The organism is Thermophilibacter sp., assembly GCF_966187215.1.
On the sequence record NZ_CBIFYV010000075.1, the window covers coordinates 1 to 16,843 of the forward strand.

General features: G+C 70.3%; 14 protein-coding genes and 2 tRNA genes. 2 read left to right on the forward strand and 14 right to left on the reverse strand.

What is annotated here, in order from left to right; all coding sequences use genetic code 11:
* Nucleotides 1-68: 68 nt before the first annotated feature.
* From ACWTSU_RS06255 to ACWTSU_RS06320, 14 genes are all read right to left on the reverse strand, one after another.
* Nucleotides 69-779: an ABC transporter ATP-binding protein gene (locus ACWTSU_RS06255; protein WP_455139011.1), complete on the reverse strand. Its 711-nt coding sequence runs from the start codon at nt 777-779 to the stop codon at nt 69-71.
* Nucleotides 780-1,631 (reverse strand): ABC transporter ATP-binding protein, encoded by an 852-nt coding sequence (locus tag ACWTSU_RS06260; RefSeq protein ID WP_455139012.1) that lies wholly within the window; start codon nt 1,629-1,631, stop codon nt 780-782.
* The gene (locus tag ACWTSU_RS06265) at nt 1,618-2,784 is read right to left on the reverse strand and encodes a branched-chain amino acid ABC transporter permease (protein WP_455139013.1); all 1,167 of its coding nucleotides are present in this window, start codon (nt 2,782-2,784) and stop codon (nt 1,618-1,620) included. Before ACWTSU_RS06265 ends, ACWTSU_RS06260 begins: the two co-directional genes overlap by 14 nt.
* A gap of 13 nt (nt 2,785-2,797) precedes the next feature.
* Nucleotides 2,798-3,673: a branched-chain amino acid ABC transporter permease gene (locus ACWTSU_RS06270; RefSeq protein WP_455139014.1), complete on the reverse strand. Its 876-nt coding sequence runs from the start codon at nt 3,671-3,673 to the stop codon at nt 2,798-2,800.
* A gap of 125 nt (nt 3,674-3,798) precedes the next feature.
* Entirely contained in the window at nt 3,799-5,010 is a 1,212-nt protein-coding gene (locus ACWTSU_RS06275) for an ABC transporter substrate-binding protein (protein WP_455139015.1), read from the reverse strand.
* A gap of 113 nt (nt 5,011-5,123) precedes the next feature.
* Nucleotides 5,124-5,612 carry a VanZ family protein gene (locus ACWTSU_RS06280; RefSeq protein WP_455139016.1) on the reverse strand — a complete coding sequence of 163 codons (489 nt, stop codon included), beginning with the start codon at nt 5,610-5,612 and terminating at the stop codon, nt 5,124-5,126.
* On the reverse strand, nt 5,609-6,712 hold the full coding sequence (locus tag ACWTSU_RS06285) for a hypothetical protein (protein WP_455139017.1): 1,104 nt from the start codon (nt 6,710-6,712) through the stop codon (nt 5,609-5,611). The genes ACWTSU_RS06280 and ACWTSU_RS06285 overlap by 4 nt, the downstream gene beginning before the upstream one ends.
* A gap of 508 nt (nt 6,713-7,220) precedes the next feature.
* The gene (gene rho / locus ACWTSU_RS06290; protein WP_455139018.1) at nt 7,221-9,110 is read right to left on the reverse strand and encodes a transcription termination factor Rho; all 1,890 of its coding nucleotides are present in this window, start codon (nt 9,108-9,110) and stop codon (nt 7,221-7,223) included.
* Nucleotides 9,111-9,334: 224 nt separating this feature from the next.
* A complete protein-coding gene (locus ACWTSU_RS06295) occupies nt 9,335-10,021 on the reverse strand; it encodes a MarR family transcriptional regulator (protein WP_455139019.1) in 687 nt (228 codons plus the stop codon).
* Between the two features lie 159 nt (nt 10,022-10,180).
* The gene (locus ACWTSU_RS06300; protein ID WP_455139020.1) at nt 10,181-12,025 is read right to left on the reverse strand and encodes an arginine--tRNA ligase; all 1,845 of its coding nucleotides are present in this window, start codon (nt 12,023-12,025) and stop codon (nt 10,181-10,183) included.
* Nucleotides 12,026-12,106: 81 nt separating this feature from the next.
* Nucleotides 12,107-13,594, reverse strand: coding sequence for a nicotinate phosphoribosyltransferase (locus tag ACWTSU_RS06305; protein ID WP_455139021.1), 1,488 nt, complete (start codon nt 13,592-13,594; stop codon nt 12,107-12,109).
* Nucleotides 13,595-13,642: 48 nt separating this feature from the next.
* Nucleotides 13,643-13,951 carry a hypothetical protein gene (locus ACWTSU_RS06310; RefSeq protein WP_455139022.1) on the reverse strand — a complete coding sequence of 103 codons (309 nt, stop codon included), beginning with the start codon at nt 13,949-13,951 and terminating at the stop codon, nt 13,643-13,645.
* A gap of 46 nt (nt 13,952-13,997) precedes the next feature.
* Nucleotides 13,998-14,972, reverse strand: a complete 975-nt coding sequence (locus ACWTSU_RS06315) for a radical SAM protein (RefSeq protein WP_455139023.1) — start codon at nt 14,970-14,972, stop codon at nt 13,998-14,000.
* Nucleotides 14,969-16,174 (reverse strand): glycosyltransferase family 4 protein, encoded by a 1,206-nt coding sequence (locus tag ACWTSU_RS06320; protein ID WP_455139024.1) that lies wholly within the window; start codon nt 16,172-16,174, stop codon nt 14,969-14,971. Before ACWTSU_RS06320 ends, ACWTSU_RS06315 begins: the two co-directional genes overlap by 4 nt.
* Before the next feature lie 442 nt (nt 16,175-16,616).
* On the opposite strand from ACWTSU_RS06320, the gene ACWTSU_RS06325 reads away from it, so the two are divergent.
* Nucleotides 16,617-16,692 (forward strand) — tRNA-Ala (locus tag ACWTSU_RS06325).
* A gap of 2 nt (nt 16,693-16,694) precedes the next feature.
* Nucleotides 16,695-16,770: transfer RNA gene (locus ACWTSU_RS06330), tRNA-Lys, on the forward strand.
* The last annotated feature ends 73 nt before the right edge of the window (nt 16,771-16,843 follow it).

The following is a 16,843-nucleotide window of genomic DNA, read 5'->3' on the forward strand; positions in this document are numbered from 1 at the left end:
GAAAAAAAAGGGGTGGGGTTGGTATGGGGGAGGTCCCCCCCTCCTCGTGACACCCTACGTCGAGTACGTTACCCGCCGAGGTACGCCTTGCGCACGTCGTCGTCGACGAGCAGCTCGGCGCCCGTGCCGGTCTTCTTGATCGTGCCGATCTCGAGCACGTAGGCGCGGTCGGCGATCGAGAGCGCCATGTTGGCGTTCTGCTCGACCAGCAGCACCGTGGTGCCCGCCTCGTTGAGCTGCTTGATAATCGTGAAGATCTCCTCGACCAGGATCGGCGCCAGGCCCATCGACGGCTCGTCGAGCATGAGCAGGCGCGGCTTGCTCATGAGGGCGCGCCCCATGGCCAGCATCTGCTGCTCGCCGCCGGAGAGCGTGCCGGCCACCTGGCCGCGGCGCTCCTTCAGGCGCGGGAAGTGCGCGTAGACGTGCTCGAGGCTCTCGCGGTTCTCGGCGTCGGAGCGGGTGTAGCCGCCCATCTCGAGGTTCTCGGCCACGGTCATCTGCGTGAACACGCGCCGTCCCTCGGGGCAGAGCGCCAGCCCGCGCTCGACAACCTTGTGCGCCTTGAGCCCCACGAGCGACTGCCCGTCGAACTCGATCTCGCCCGACACCGGCTTGATGAGCCCGGCGATGGTGTTGAGCGTCGTGGACTTGCCCGCGCCGTTGGCGCCGATCAGCGTCACGATCTCGCCCTCGTTGATGTCGAACGAGATGCCGCGGACCGCCTTGATGGCCCCATAGGAGACGTGCAGGTCGCGCACGCTAAGCAGCGACGCCATCTACTTCACCCCCTGCTTGCCCAGATAGGCCTCGATGACCTTCGGGTCGTTCTGGATCTGCTCGGGCGTCCCCTTGGCGATGATGCGCCCGTAGTCGAGCACGCCCACCACCTCGCACACGCCCATGACGAGCGACATGTCGTGCTCGATGAGTAGGATCGCGATCTGGAACTCGTCGCGAATCTTCTGGATGTTCTCCATCAGCTCCTCGGTCTCGGCCGGGTTCATGCCGGCCGCCGGCTCGTCGAGCAGCAGCACCTTGGGGTGCGTCGCCAGCGCGCGCAGGATCTCCAGGCGGCGCTGGGCGCCGTACGGGAGGTTGCCCGCCATCGTGTCGGCGTAGCGCCGCATGTCAAAGATGTCGAGAAGCTCGAGCGCCTTGTCATGGAACTCGGCCTCCTGGCGCCAGTGGCCGGGCAGGCGCAGCATGTCGGTCAGCAGGTGCGACCTCATCTGGTTGCCAAAGCCCACGAGCACGTTCTGCTCGACCGTCATCTGGCTGAACAGGCGGATGTTCTGGAACGTGCGCGCGATGCCCATGCGGTTGACCTCGGCCACGGACTTGCCGGCCGTGTCGTAGCCGTTCAGCAGGATCGTGCCGCGCGTGGGCTTGTAGACGTTGGTGAGCAGGTTGAAGATCGTGGTCTTGCCGGCGCCGTTGGGGCCGATCAGGCCGGAGATCTCAGTGGGGCCCATCGCGATGTTGAAGTCGTCGACGGCGGTCAGGCCGCCGAAGTCGATGCCCAGGTGCTCGGCCTGCAGAACCGGGATCTGGCCGAGGTCGCGCTCGGGGATGAGGTTGGGGGTCTCCACCTGCACGAGCACGCTGCGGCGCTTCTTATCGGCGCACATCGGCGCTCACCTCCTCCGCGTCGGCGGCGTCCTCGTCGGCGTCCTTCCTGCCCCACGGGAAGTCCCGGTTCATCACGCGCTCGATCACGCGCGACAGCGAGAAGTCGTAGGAGCCGAGAAGGCCCTGCGGGCGGAAGATCATGACGAGGATGAGCACGACGGCGTAGACGATCATGCGGTACTCGGAGAAGGCGCGCAGCGCCTCGGGCAGGATCGTGAGGAACGTGGCGGAGAGCACCGAGCCGAGCATCGAGCCCATGCCGCCGAGGACCACCATGACGAGGATCTCGATGGACTTCATGAAGCCGAAGACGGCCGGCTGCAGCACGCCGATGCACCCCGCGTACAGGCCGCCCGCCACGCCCGCGAAGAAGGCGGAGACCACGAAGGCGAGCGTCTTGTAGTAGGTGGTGTTGACGCCGGTGGCCTCGGCCGCGATCTCGTTGTCGCGGATGGCGAGGATGGCGCGGCCGTGGCGCGACTTCATCATCGTGTGGATGAGGAAGCACACAATGGCCACCACGACGAACACGTTGAGGAAGCTGGTGTAGCCCGGGATGCCGGTGAGGCCGGCCGCCCCGCCCGTGAGCTTGAAGCCCAGCACGGAGTCGATGTTGAGCATGACCACGCGGATGATCTCCGAGAAGGCCAGCGTGATGATGGCCAGGTAGTCGCCCTTGAGGCGCAGCGCCGGGATGCCGATGATGAGCCCGCAGAGCGCTGCGCAGAGCCCGCCCACCAGAAGGCCGCCCACGAAGAGCAGCCCGCAGACCGGCGAGCCCGTCACGAAATCGCGCGCGGTGACGCCGAGCGTGGCCATCATGTGCGTGATGAAGATCGCGCAGCCGTAGCCGCCCACCGACATGAAGCCGGCGTGGCCGAGCGGCAGCTGGCCCAGGTAGCCCGTGGCGATGTTGAGCGAGACGGCCAGGATGATGTAGATGCCCACCTGCTCGAGCACCGTGGACTGGTAGCGGGTGATGGCCCCGCCGTCGATCATGAGCTCGCCCACCACGAGAAACACGAGCACGAGCACCGCGTTGATCGCGTAGCGCGCGGGCATCGGCAGGCGGCGGTAGACGCCGGTGCGCCCCTTGGACGCGGTCGCCGTGATGACGGGCTTCCTCTCGCCCTCAGCGTTTCGCTGTTCCATGCGTCGCACCCCCCTAGACCTTCTCGCTCATGGTGCGGCCGAAGATGCCGGTGGGCCGCACGATGAGCACGATGATGAGCAGCAGGAACACCACGGCGTCCTTCCAGACGGAGAGGCCGAGCGCGGTGACGATGACCTCGGCGAAGCCCACGAGCAGACCGCCCACCACGGCACCCGGGATCGACCCGATGCCGCCGAGGACCGCGGCGACGAACGCCTTGGTGCCGAGCATCATGCCCATCGTGGGCGTGGCCTGGGTGTAGGCCATGGCGTAGAGCACGGCTCCGATGCCGGCGAGCGCGGAGCCCACCGCGAAGGTGAACGAGATGGTGTTGTTGACGTTGATGCCCATGAGGCGCGCGGCGCCCATATCCTCGGACACGGCGCGCATGGCCTTGCCGAGCTTGGTCTTCTGCACGAGCAGCGTGAGCACCACCGTCGCGATCGCCGTGACCGCCACGGTCGCGACCGCGGCGAACGACAGCGACACCCCGCCCACCTGGATGGTGGTCACGTCGGTGAAGGCCGGGACCACCTTGGCGTCGGCGCCGAAGACCAGCTGCGCGCCGTTCTCGAGGAAGTACGAGACGCCGATGGCCGTGATGAGGATGGAGAGGCGCGGGGCGTTGCGCAGCGGCGCGTACGCGACCTTGTCGATGACGACGCCGAGCAGCGTGCAGCCGAGCACGGACAGGATCATGGCGACCACCGGTGGCATGCCGAGCTGGGCCATGACGAGCCACGAGATGTACGCGCCCACCATGATGATGTCGCCGTGCGCGAAGTTGAGCAGCAGGATGATGCCGTACACCATCGTGTAGCCCAGCGCGACGAGCGCGTAGATGCTGCCGAGCTGCAGGCCGTTGAGCACCTGCATCAGAACTTGCACGTCACGTCACTTCCCTTCTGGATCGGCGGGCGCTGCGCCCGCGTGCAAGACGTCGGGGGCACCGGGCGCGCGAGGCCCGATGCCCCCGACGGAGCCGCTCAGGTCTGGCCCGAGACGAGGGCGCGTTACTCCGCGGCGTCCAGGGTCTCCTGGATGACCTCCTTGCCGTCGGCGTCGAAGGTCAGGATCAGCGAGGACTTGACCGGGTCGCCGGTGCCGTCGTAGGAGATGGTGCCGGTGATGCCCTCGACGGAGCCGTCGGCGATGCCGTCGATGACCGCCTGCTTGTAGTCGTCCGAGCCGGCCTCGAGGCCCGCGTCCTCGGCGGACTTGATGCCGTTGGCGAGCACCATGGCCGCGTCGTAGCCGAGCGCGCAGAAGTTGGTGGGCGCCTCGCCGTAGGCGTCGGTGTAGTCGGAGATGAACTGCTGGACGGCCTCGTCGGTGTTGGAAGAGGTGAAGGCGCAGCAGTAGTAGCAGTCGTGCAGGTCGGCCGCGGAGGCGTAGTCGGAGTCACCGCCCACGATGCCCGACCAGCCGTCGACGCCGAGGAACACGCCGTCATAGCCGGCGGCGCGCGCCTGGGTGACGATCATGCCGTCGTCCTCGTAGTAGTTGGGGCACAGGATGGCCTCGACGTCAGCGGCCATGAGGTTGGTGATCTGGCCGGAGAAGGACACGTCGCCGTCGGCGTAGGCCTCCTGGGTCGCCACGGTGATGCCCGCGGCCTCGGCGGCCTCGACGAAGGCGTCGTTGACGCCCTGGGAGTAGTCGTCGCCCGAGAGGTAGATGGTGCCCACGGTCTTGTAGCCCTGCTCCTCGGCGAAGGCGGCCATGATGCGACCCTGCTCGGGGTCGGTGACGCAGGCACGGAAGTAGTTGGTGCCGTAGGTAACGACGTCAGCCGCGGTGGCGGACGGGGTCACGCAGGGCATGTTGTCGGCCACGGAGGCCTGGGCCACGGCCACGGTCGGGCCGGTGGTGACGTCGCCCACGATGCCGGTCACGCCATCCTCGACGAGCATGTTGTAGGCGTTGACGGCCTCGGTGGCGTCGCCCTTCTCGTCCTGCTCGTTGTACTCAACCTGCTTGCCGTTGATGCCTCCGTTTGCGTTGAGCTGGTCAAAGTAGAGCTTGGCGCCGTTGGAGCAGGCGATGCCGTAGTTGGAGACGGAGCCGGACAGCGGGCCGAGGATGCCGACCTTGATGGCGGCGTCGGAGCTGCCGCCCTCGGAGCTGCCGCCGTCGGAGCCGCCGTTGCAGCCCACGAGGCCGAGGCCGAGGGCCGCGACGCCCGCGCCCGCGACGAACTGACGCCTGGAAACGTTCTTGCTCATGTTGTTCTCCTCCCGTCATCCCCCCAAATCCGGGGAGCTTGGGAGTACCCTAGCCCCTTTTCAGGGACCGCGCCAAGATGTGGATAAAGTGTTAAGTGAGCTGTAACGTGGAGTTAACCGGTGCGGGGCGCGCGACCGCGCAGGCATGCGACGAACAGGGCGAGAAGGGCGCCCGTGGCGAGGCCCGCCAGGTCGATGAGCACGTCGGTGGGCTGGCCGGTGCGCCCGGGCACGCCGAGCTGGATGGTCTCGTCCGCGACCGGGACGAGCGCCGCCAGAAGGCCCGCCGGCAGCGGCGGCCTGCCCGTGTCGCGCCAGCGGGCGCGCGCGCAGCAGCAGGTCAGGACGCCGAGCACCGCGTACTCCGAGAAGTGCGCGCACTTGCGCACGATGAGCGACATGAGGTCGGCGTCGAGGATGCCGAGCGCCTCGAAGGCCGGGCGCAGCAAAGCGACCACCATGCCGCTCTCGAGCGACGACTCAGGGCCCTGTATGAGCGAGTGGCCCCAGACGAACGCGACCCAGCAGGCGCACGCGACGGCCCACCGCCTCCACGTGGGCCGTCGCGCCGAGTCGTCGGGACGTGCGGGACCGGACGTCATGCCTCGGCCGCCACCGGGCGCGCGAAGTGCTTGCCCACGGGACGCGCGGCGCCCGCGCCGGCGAGGTGCCGCGATGAGGTGGGCTGGGTGCCGCCCTCGAGCATGCGCAGGAAGCGGCGGGAGGAGCGGCGCGCGGCCGTGGAGGAGTTCTTGGAGAACTCGTCCTCGATCAGGTAGTCCACATAGGAGTCGGTGTCCACGACCTCGGGGTGGCCGCCAGGGGCCTTGAACGGGATGAACGCCGTCTGGGGCTCGAGGTTGTCGGGCTCGTCGAGCGAGTCCTCCCCGCCCACGGCGTCCACGAAGCCGATGGGGTCCTGCTGCGGGGCGACCGCCGCGATCTTCTCGTCCATCGAGCGCAGCGCCGCCTCCCAGTCGTCGGCGACGTCGAGGTCCTCGACGCTACGGTGCTCGGGATAGGCCCCCTCGTCCACGTAGGCGACGCGCTCGGCGATGCTCGAGCGGCGGGCCGCGGCGCGCGCGGCGGCGCTCAGGCGGTCGCGGTCCGTGGCCGAGAAGTCCGACGGGATGGCCGCGCCCTCGGCGGCGAAGCCGGAGTCGCGGATGATCGTGTCGGCGCCCACGGCGTTGGTCCACCAGGACGTGCCCACGTCGCCGACGGAGCCGTCGGCGCGCTCGATGACGGGCAGGCCGTCCATCATGCCCGCTCCCATGCGCTCGCGCAGCGTGGCGGCCACGCCCTCGGCGCGGCGGGCCATGCGCTGGCTGAAGCTCAGGCGGCGGGCGTAGTTCTCGGCGATGTCCTCGTAGTCGGTCGCGGCGTGCGTGGGGGCGCGGTGCCTCGGGGCGGCCTCGCCCGAGGGACGCTCGGCCTCGGGGACGCGCAGGTGGCGCGGGGCGTGCTCGAGCGTCGGCAGCTCGTCGCGCGCGCGGGAGCGGGCGCGCGAGGCGATGGCGACGCCGGCGCCCGTGAGCGCCGCGCCGGCCGCGAGGCCCGCGACCAGCCCGATCGAGGGCGAGACGAGCGCGTCGTCGATGGCGTCGGTCAGCGCGAGCGCGCCGGCGGCGCGCGGCGCGGCGAGCGTCAGCGCGCCGGCGAGGCCCGCGATGACGATGGGGTTGCGACTCTGCCGACCCATGGCTTCCGCTCCCTCCGGGGACGGAAGACGAGACGAGCGCCTGCGTTGTGACTCATGACGCGCCCCCAAGGGGGCGAGGTGTCAACGGCGTGGGCTGCGTTTCATCTTCGTGTACCGTGACATGCGTCCGACTGCTCGGACGATACCGAATATAACCATTTGTCCCCCCTCCGCGCAAGGGGCTCATCCCAAAGGTGCGGCGCCCGCCGCGGCCGGCGCGCGATCGGATTGCCCGCCGCGCGACGCCTCTCTCCGCGCGGGCGCCCCTCTCGCCTGGCCCACCTCGCCACGCGGACGCCCCTCTCGCTGGCACACAATTTGTGTATTTGTGCGCCGATGCTTACAAATAACCCGCAAAAAATGATTTCATATTCATATAATTGCAGGATTAAGGTTTGTGAATGTCAGATTTTGCGGGTTATCAGGGCAAGCCGACACACAAAAGACGCCCGTTCCCGCGACGGCGAGAATCGCGCGGGAACGGGCGTCGGGACGGGCGGGGCCGCAGCTAGGCGATGTAGTCGCTCTGCGCGGCCTTCTTGGCGCTCTTGATGAGGAACTCGCGGTTGGAGTCGGTCTGGCGCAGCCCCTTGACGAGCATGTTGGCGGCGCGCTCGACGTTGTTCATGTTGGCAAGCACGCGGCGGATGCCCCAGACCAGCGGCTGGTAGTCGCCAGGGATGAGAAGCTCCTCGTTGCGCGTGCCGGAGGCCACCGGGTCGATGGCCGGGAAGATGCGACGGTCGGCGAGGTCGCGGTCGAGCTTGAGCTCCATGTTGCCGGTGCCCTTGAACTCCTCGAAGATGACCTCGTCCATCTTGGAGCCGGTGTCGACGAGCGCGGAGGCGATGATCGTGAGCGATCCGCCGTTCTCGATGTTGCGCGCCGCTCCGAGGAACTTCTTGGGCGGGTAGAGCGCCGCGGAGTCCACGCCGCCGGACAGGATGCGGCCGCTCGCCGGCTGCGCGAGGTTGTAGGCGCGGGCCAGGCGCGTGATGGAGTCGAGGACCACCACGACGTCCTCCCCCAGCTCCACGAGGCGCTTGGCGTGCTCGATCACGAGCTCGGAGACGTGGGTGTGGTTGTCGGCCGGCATGTCGAAGGTCGAGGCCACCACCTCGCCGCGGATGGAGCGCTCCATGTCGGTGACCTCCTCGGGGCGCTCGTCCACGAGCAGGCAGAAGAGGTGCACCTCAGGGTTGTTGGCAGCGATGGAGCGGCAGATGTTCTTGAGGACCGTGGTCTTGCCGGCCTTGGGCGGGCTCACGATAAGGCCGCGCTGACCCTTGCCGATGGGGCTCACCAGGTCGATGGCGCGACCGGTGATCGAGTCCTTGCCGTTCTCCATGACCAGGCGCTCGTTCGGGAAGATCGGCGTGAGGTCGCGGAAGCGCGGGCGACTCTTGAGGTCCTCGGGGGGACGGCCGTTCACGGTCAGGACGCTCTGCAGCGGCGGGTACTTGCTGCCGGCGCGGCCCGGGCCCACGGTCCCGGCCACGCGGTCGCCCGGACGGAGGCCCAGCGAGCGGATGAGCTGCTGGTGGACGAAGGCGTCGTCGTCGCCCTCCATGTAGTTGCCGGTGCGGACCCAGCCGTAGCCCTCGTTGCCGACCTCGAGGATGCCCTCGACGGCGCGGAAGCCCTCGGCGCGCGCGGCGGCCTCGTAGATGGCCTCGACGAGGTCGCCCTTGCGCACGCCGACGTACTCGACGTCGAGCTCGGCCGCCTTGGCGCGCAGCTCGGCGACCTTCATGGCCTGGAGCTCCTCGCGCGTGAGCGACGGCTCGGCCACGATATCCTGCTGGCGGCGGTTGCGCCGGCGGCCCTGGTTGCTCTGGCGGCGGCCCTGGTTGCCGTTGCCGCCGTTACCGTTGCCGTTGCCGTGGTGGCGCTTGCGACCCTGGCCCTGGCCCTGGCTCTGGCCCTGCCCGGGGTGCGGCTGCTGCTGGGCGTCGGCCTCGGCGATCGTGCGCGCGGGCGCCTCGGGCGCGGGCTCGACGGCGTCAGCCGGGCGCGCGGCGGCCTCGACCGCCTGCTCGGACTTGCGCGGGCGGCCGCGACGGCGCTTGGGCGCGGGGGCCTCGGCGGGGGCGGGAGCGGCGGCGTCGGCCGACGGCGCGGGCTCGGCGGGCGCGGCGTCGCTCGCGGCGGCGGGGGCGACGGCCTCGGCGGCGGCCTGCTCGGACTTGCGCGGGCGGCCGCGGCGGCGCTTGGGCGGCCACGGCTCGCCGGCCGCCTCGGCAGCGGCGCGGGCAGCGGCCTCGGCGGCGCGGGCGGCCTCCATCTCGGCCTTCGTGCGGCGCTTGCGGCGCGGCTTGGCGGGAGCCCCCTCGCCCTGCGCAGCGGGCGCGGCCGCCTCGGTCTTCTCGGGTGAAACGGTGGTCTGGTCGTCGGCCATGCGCTGTTCTGCCTCTCTCGGTGGCTTCGGTACCCGCGACCCACGCACGTGACGGCGCGCTGCGCGGTCAGGCGGTGCGGGCATATCGAGCGATGCGCTCGCTTCATGAACGGATTGGCGCCGGGACACGACCCCGGTCGCTCCGAAGAGTATAGCACGCCCGACGGGCGGGCGAGAAGGGACGGCGCAGGTCAGGTCACGCGCGGCGCGGGGCGCCGGCGCGGCTACTGCTCCTTGGAGCCGGTGCGCGGGCGGCGGCGCACCACGATCTGCGCGATGCTCTCGGCCAGGGACTCGGCGACGCCGCGGCCCTCGTCGGTGAGGCTCACGCTGGTGGTGTGCGACGAGCCCGAGCCGTGCCCGCGCCCCACGAGGCCGCGCTCCGCGAGCGTGGAGACCGACATCGAGACCGTGGGCTGCAGAAGGCCGAGCGCGTCCACGAGCTGCATGATCGTGAGCGCCTCGTCGTCGGCGGCGAGAAGCCCCAGCAGCACGAGGTCGCCCGCCTTGCAGAAGAACGCGCCCATGGCGTCCACGTACTTGAGGATGCGCTCGGGGGCCGTGCGCGAGAGCGCGCGGCCGGTGGGGATCTGCTCGCAGGTGAGCTCGGCGAGCTCGGCCACGCGCTCGCGGCCGGCGTCGGAGACCGAGCAGACCACGTTGCGGCGGTCGCGCGTGCCCTCGGCGCGCTCGATGAGGCCGAGCGTCTCGAGGTGGTTGGTGCGGTGCGTCATGGTGGGCCTGAGCGCGCCCTGGTACTCGGCGATGGTCGAGGTCTTGACCGGCTCGTCCGCCTCGCAGAGGTGGCAGATGATGGCGAGCTCCTCGAACGTCAGCCGCTCCTTGGCCGCGACCTGCTGGCGCACGATGTTGTACGCCCTCCTGACGGACATGTACTCCTTGAGGTCCACTGAAAACCCACCCTGTTCTTCTCGGCCCGTCCCGGGCTGGCGCCCCCGTCTCGGACGCGGGGCAAAATCCTTAATTACAGGCGCAGTATAGCGAAGTTACGCCAGCCCCCGGCCCGTTGGGCGCGATTCATAAATGACGCACACAAACCGCCCTTGGGGCTACATGCTCTGCGGCGCCGACACCCCCACGAGGCCGAGGGTGAGCGCGAGCACGCGGCGGCACGCGTCGCAGGCGGCCAGGCGCGCGCGGCTCAAGCCCTCGTCGAGGGGGCGCCCCGCGCCGGGCAGGACCTGGCAGGCGGCGTAGAACGAGTGGAACTCCGCGGCGAGCTCCTCGGCGTAGTGCGTGAGGCGGAACGGCGCCCGGTCGCGCGCGCAGCCCTCCACCAGGCCGGGCAGCTCCGAGAGCTTGCGGGCGAGCGCGGCCTCGGCCGGGTCGGTGAGCAGCCCCAGGTCGTAGGTCTCGCCCACCGCCCGCTCGGCCACCTCGTCCATGCCGAGCGCCTCGGCCTCCTCGAGCGCCACGCCCGCGCCGCGGCGCAGGATCGAGCAGATGCGCGCGTGCGCGTACTGCACGTAGTAGACCGGGTTGGTGTTGTCCTGGCGCTTGGCCTGCTCGATGTCGAAGTCAATCATCTGGTTGGAGCTCTTGGAGATCAGCGTGTAGCGCGTGGCGTCGGCGCCCACCTCCTCGAGCAGCTCGTCGAAGGTGACCATCGTGCCCTTGCGCTTGGACATGCGCACCGGCGCTCCGTCGCGCAGGAGGTTCACGAGCTGGCCGAGAAGGACCTCGAACTGCGTGGGGTAGCCGAGCGCCTCGCACACCGACGCCACGCGCTTGATGTAGCCATGGTGGTCGGCGCCCCAGATGTCGATCACGTGGTCCACGCGCTGGAACTTGTTGTAGTGGTAGGCCACGTCGGAGGCGAAGTAGGTGTACTCGCCGTTGGTCTTGATGAGCACGCGGTCCTTGTCGTCGCCGAAGGTCGTGGAGCGGAACCACAGCGCGCCGGCCTCGTCGCGGTAGAGGTGGCCGAGCTCGTCCAGCTTGGCGAGCGCCCGGTCCACCGCCGAGGTGCCGTCCGGGCCCTTCTCGTAGAGGCTGCGCTCGGAGAACCACACGTCGAAGTCGCAGCGCGCGGCGTGGCAGGTCTCGCGGATGGAGTCGAGCATCCAGCGGTAGCCGCGCTCGCGGAACTCGACCATGCGCTCGTCCTCGGGGGCGTCCGCCCAGCGCGCGCCGTCCTCGCGCACGAAGCGAGCGGCGATGTCCACGATGTAGTCGCCGCCGTAGGCGTTGCCGCCCAGGGCCTCGTTGAAGGCGTCGGTGAGCGGGTGGGTCTCGGGCCGCAGGTCGTCCTCGTCGGCGACGAAGGCGGCGCGGTCGGCGAGAAGGACCTCGCGCGCGGCCTCGACGTCGCAGCCGCGCTCGGCCTGCACGTCGAGCAGCTGCCGATAGCGCATGGAGACCGAGTGCCCGAAGACGTCCATCTGCGAGCCGTGGTCGTTGATGTAGTACTCGCGCTCGACCTCGTAGCCGGCGTGCTCCATCACGCGGCAGAGCGAGTCGCCGAGGGCCGCCCAGCGGCCGTGGCCGATGTGCAGCGGGCCCACGGGGTTGGCCGAGACGAACTCGACCTGGAGGCGCGTGCCGGCGCCCATGGCGGAGCGCGCGTAGTCGGCGCCCTGCTCGCGGACCGTGCGGAAGACCTCGTTGGCCGAGGCGGCGGCCAGATAGAAGTTCACGAAGCCGGGGCCGGCCACCTCGACGCGCTCGAGCGCGGGGTCGGCGGGCAGGTGCGCCACGATGGCCCCCGCGATCTGGCGCGGTGCGCGGCGCGCGAGCTTGGCCGAGCGCAGGGCCACCGTGGAGCTCCAGTCCCCGTTGGCGGGGTCGGCCGGTCGCTCGAGGCCGAGGTCGCCCACCTCGAAGGGGGGCAGGTCGCCGGCCTCCTGGGCGGCGGCGATGGCGGCGCGGACGATCTCCTCGAGCTTCTCGGGCATCTCTTCTCCCCTGTCTGGCTTGCGCGTAACTGGGAGATTGTACCTGATGGGGCCGCCCGCCGTCACCGGCGCCGCGGCGCGCTAGGCCGTGCGGCGCCCAGACTCGGCGCGCTCCTCGCGGGCCAGCTGGCTGCGCAGGCGCGCCAGGCCGGTCTCGAGGCCCACCGGGTAGGTCTGCGGGTTGAGGAAGCGCGCGACGGCCGGGTCGAGCCGCATGAGGGCCTCGCGGCAGCGCTCGCGGGCGTCCTCGATGCCCTCGGGCGCGCCGGCGCGCCGGCCGTGCTCCACCATGCGCACGAGCAGCTCGCGCGGCTCGCCGGAGAGCCGGTGCGTGACGTAGGGGTCGAGGATGTCCACCATCTCGCGCGCCGGGCCCCTCTCGGCGACCTCGTCGACCACGATCATGTCGCCCACGGGGCGGCCCGCCTGGTCGTAGTGGCGCAGCACGTGCTGCACGCCGGGGACCGTGCGCTTGTAGGACTGCTCGGACAGCTTGATGACCGGCGTCCAGGGCTCGCCCTCGCCCGCGCGGATGGCCGACAGCTTGTAGACGCCGCCGAGCGACGGCTGCGGGTCGCAGGTGGCGAGCTTGGTGCCCACGCCGAAGGAGTCGATCGGCGCGCCCTGGGCGAGCAGGGACTGGATCGTGTACTCGTCGAGGTCGTTGGAGACCGAGATCTTGACGTAGGGCAGGCCCGCCTCGTCGAAGGCAGCGCGGGCCTCCTTGGAGAGGCGCGCGAGGTCGCCGGAGTCCAGGCGCACGGCGCTCAGGCGCTCGCCGGCCGTCTCCATCTCCTTGGCGACCGTGATGGCGTGCTCGATGCCCTGGGTCACGTCATAGGTGTCGAGCAGCAGCACGCAGTTCTTGGGGCTCGACTTGGCGAAGGCGCGGAACGCCTCGAGCTCGCTCGGGAACGCCATGACCCAGGAGTGGGCGTGCGTGCCGAAGACCGGGATGCCGTAGATCTTGCCCGCGAGCACGTTGGAGGTCGAGGAGGCGCCGGCGATGTAGGAGGCGCGGGCCACCGCCAGGCCGCCGTCGGGGCCCTGGGCGCGCCTCAGGCCGAAGTCCGAGACCGGCCGCCCCTCCGCGGCGCGCACCACGCGCGCGGTCTTGGTGGCCACGAGCGTCTGGAAGTTCACGAGGTTGAGCAGGGCCGTCTCGACGAGCTGGCAGTCGACGACCGGTCCCTCCACGCGCACCATGGGCTCGCGGCCGAAGACCACCTCGCCCTCGGGGACTGCGTGGATCGTGAGGTCGAGCCGGTGGTCGCGCAGGTAGTCGAGGAACGCCGGCTTGAACATCGGGCCGCCGCCCGGGGCCTCGAGGCCGCGCAGGTACTCGATGTCATCGTCCTCGAAGACGAAGTTCTCCACGAGCTCGGCGATCTGGCCGGTGCCGCAGCACACGGCGTAGCCGCCGCCGAACGGGTTGTCGCGGAAGAACGCGTTGAAGCACGCCTGCGCCCCCGACAGCCCCGCCTCCCAGAACCCCTGGGCCATGGTGAGCTCGTAGAGGTCGGTGTTGAGCGAGACGTCCGTTGGCTTGGTGCGATCGGTGAGAGACATGGCTCCCCTCCCCTGTCCGACGGCCTCCCCCGAGGCCCGTGTTAGAAGCTACCCCAGCACCGTGGCGAGCAGCCAGACCGCGGCGAGGACGACCACGGCGAGAATGACGACCTTCTGCCCGAGCGGCATCCTGAGGTCGTCCTCGTCGGGCTCCATGAGCCTGCGGCCGCGCTCGCGGGTCTGCTCGTCGCGCTGCCGCTGCGCGCGCTCGCGCTCGTCCTCGGCGCTCTGCCGGCGCAGCCGCTCCAGCTCCGCGCGCTCCGCGGCGTCCCGCTCGGCGCGCTCGCGCTCGGCCTTCTCGGCGCGCAGGCGCTCCAGCTCCGCGCGCTCCTCGTCACTCAGGCCCGTGTCAGCCATGCGTCCCCCATCGTCGCGGCGCCGGCCCGCCGCCGGCACCTCTTGTTTATACCCCTTGCGCGCCGGGCGCGCCCAGCTCGGGCCCGGCCACGCCCGTCGCGTCGAAGGCGGGCACGAAGCTCTCGGAGACCGTGCCGCCCTCCTGCCACCAGATCCGCTCGAAGCCCAGGTCGTCCGCGTGGCAGAGCACGAGCTCGTACTCCTCCTCGCTCACGGCGCGCGCGAGCTCGCCGCCCGCGCGGCGCACGCGCTCGTTTGGGGTGTACTGGTTCATGACCGAGAGGTCCGCATCGTTGCCGCAGATCTCCCAGACGCGGTCGAGCGCCGCGCACGAGTCGTCGGCGTGGCCGGGCAGCACCAGGTGGCGCACGATGACCCCGCGCCGCATCGAGCCGTCCGGTCCGAGCGCGCGGGCGCCGGCGTCCGCCACGAGCGCGCACATGGCCTCGAGGGCGCGCGCGGCGACGTCGGGGTAGTCGGGCGCGCCCGAGAGCGCGCCGGCGAGCGCGGGGTCGGCGTACTTGAAGTCCGTGAGCCACACGTCCACCACGCCGGCCAGCGCGCGCACCACCTCGGGCAGCTCGTAGCCCGAGGTGTTGCAGACGATCGGGAGGGCGAGCCCCGCGTCGCGGGCGAGAAGCACCGCGTCGCGCACGTCGGGCGCGTAGTGCAGCGGGGTCACAAGGTTGACGTTGAGCGCGCCGGCGGCCTGGAGCTCGAGCATCATCTCGGCGAGGCGCGCCGTGGTGACCGGCAGGCCGAAGCCGCCGCCGGAGATCTCGTGGTTCTGGCAGAAGACGCAGCCGAGCGGGCAGCCCGAGAAGAACACGGCGCCCGAGCCCGCCTCGCCGGAGATCGGCGGCTCCTCCCAGAAGTGCAGGGCGCTTCTCGCCACGCGCAGCTCGGAGGTCATGCCGCAGCGACCGGGACGGCCCTCGGAGCGTCGCGCGCGGCAGCGGCGCGGGCAGAGCTCGCAGGCGTCGTAGGCGGCGCGAGAGAGGATGCGGGACCCGGCGCTCACTCGCCGCGCCGCCCGCCGTGCGGGAGGTGGGAGCGCTCGTGCTCGTGGAGCTTCTCGACCTCCTCCTCGAAGGCGTCGTCGGCGGGCGTCACGAGCTCGTCGGCGCCGGTGCGCGGGTCGTAGTGGTGCAGCAGCACGGGCTCGAAGAGGCGCAGGTGGTAGGCGAAGGCGAACGACACGCCCAGCAGCGCGCAGAAGATGACCACGCGCGGGATGGTGCTCACCTGCGTCATGACGAACGAGCCGGCGCACAAAAGCGCGGTCCAGGCGTACATGACGAGCACCGCCTGGCGCTGGTCGAAGCCCTCGGCCATGAGGCGGTGGTGGATGTGGCCGCGGTCGGCGTGGCCGATGCTCACGTGCCCGCGCAGGCGGCGCACGATGGCCGAGAAGGTGTCGATGATCGGCACGGTGGCGATGACGAGCGGCACGATGATCGTGGTGAGGCCCGCCACGCGCGTCACCGACAGCAGCGAGACCGCGCCGAGCGCGAACCCCAGCGTGAGGGAGCCGGAGTCGCCCATGAAGATCGAGGCGGGATGGAAGTTGTAGCGCAGGAAGCCGATAGACGAGCCGGCCACGGCGATGGCGAGCGCCGCCGCGTCGGGCCGCCCGGCGAGCACCGAGAGCGCGAACATCGTGACGCTCACGAGCCCCGATATGCCGGCCGCCAGCCCATCGAGGCCGTCGATCAGGTTGATGATGTTGGTGTAGGAGACGAGGTAGACCACCGTGACGGGCCCCGCGAGCCAGCCCAGGCTCACCTCGCCGCCGAGCGGGTTGGCGATGTCGCCGATCACAAGGCCGCCGGCCACGGCGACGACGGCGGCCACGACCTGCCCGGCGAGCTTCTGCGGCGGCGTCAGCGAGAGGACGTCGTCGGCGAGGCCGGTGAGGAAGATCACGAGGAACGCGATCACCAGCAGCCAGTAGTCGATCTCGAGCTTGGGCGAGGGCACCAGCACCATGGGCCAGCCGAAGAAGGTGGTTCCCACGTACTGGGTCACGAAGGCGGCTACGATGCCGCAGAAGATGGCGATGCCGCCCATCCGCGGGACGGGCACCTTGTTGATGCGACGGGGGTTTGGCTCGTCCACGGCGCCCACGGCGACGGCGATGCGGCGCGCGAGCGGCGTGGCGATCAGGGTCACGATCAGGGCGGCCAGAAAGAGACACAGGTAGGGTATCCAGTCAGGAACCACCTTGCTCCCCTCCACGCTCGGCTCGGCCCACGGGCCCCGCGTCCATGATAGCCGCTGGCGGCGCCTCGGTGCGCACGCTCACACCAACTTTCACGGAGAAGCCCGGGCAAGTCAAGACTGGTTTCTCCGCGCGGCTCACCTATAGTTGAGATGTCGCTCCCCTGCGGGCTAACTGGGTGAACCGACAAGCGTTACTTGGGAGTCCGATATCTCGTGTTCAGTACGGGGATCCCCCGTTGCTGGGGAAGCCGGAACGCGCGATGGGGACACCCACCTTCTGAGAGGTGGGTTCATTGACGCACCGCAGGGGGCGACTTTTTCTGTGCGGATGCCCGGGCCGGGCGCTCCGGTGGGCGTCGCGAGCTGGCCTCTTGTTGATTTCGGAACAATCGGTTGACACGGACCGGCCAAACGGCCACAATAGCTTGCGCACTAACCGGACGGGGATGTAGCTCAGCTGGGAGAGCGCTGCCTTCGCAAGGCAGAGGCCGAGGGTTCGAATCCCTTCATCTCCACCATCGGATCGTTAGCTCAGCTGGTAGAGCAGGGGACTCTTAATCCCAAGGTCCAGGGTTCGAACCCCTGACGATCCACCACGACATGACGGGCCCCGGCGCTTGGCGTCGGGGCCCTTTTGCGTGCGCGTGCCGGGACGTCGCGTCCCTCTTG

Coding starts and splice junctions, on each gene's coding strand:
- ACWTSU_RS06255 (WP_455139011.1), bottom strand. CDS start 779: ATGGCGTCGCTGCTTAGCGTGCGCGACCTGCACGTCTCCTATGGGGCC.
- ACWTSU_RS06260 (WP_455139012.1), bottom strand. CDS start 1,631: ATGTGCGCCGATAAGAAGCGCCGCAGCGTGCTCGTGCAGGTGGAGACC.
- ACWTSU_RS06265 (WP_455139013.1), bottom strand. CDS start 2,784: ATGGAACAGCGAAACGCTGAGGGCGAGAGGAAGCCCGTCATCACGGCG.
- ACWTSU_RS06275 (WP_455139015.1), bottom strand. CDS start 5,010: ATGAGCAAGAACGTTTCCAGGCGTCAGTTCGTCGCGGGCGCGGGCGTC.
- ACWTSU_RS06280 (WP_455139016.1), bottom strand. CDS start 5,612: ATGACGTCCGGTCCCGCACGTCCCGACGACTCGGCGCGACGGCCCACG.
- ACWTSU_RS06285 (WP_455139017.1), bottom strand. CDS start 6,712: ATGGGTCGGCAGAGTCGCAACCCCATCGTCATCGCGGGCCTCGCCGGC.
- rho (WP_455139018.1), bottom strand. CDS start 9,110: ATGGCCGACGACCAGACCACCGTTTCACCCGAGAAGACCGAGGCGGCC.
- ACWTSU_RS06300 (WP_455139020.1), bottom strand. CDS start 12,025: ATGCCCGAGAAGCTCGAGGAGATCGTCCGCGCCGCCATCGCCGCCGCC.
- ACWTSU_RS06305 (WP_455139021.1), bottom strand. CDS start 13,594: ATGTCTCTCACCGATCGCACCAAGCCAACGGACGTCTCGCTCAACACC.
- ACWTSU_RS06310 (WP_455139022.1), bottom strand. CDS start 13,951: ATGGCTGACACGGGCCTGAGTGACGAGGAGCGCGCGGAGCTGGAGCGC.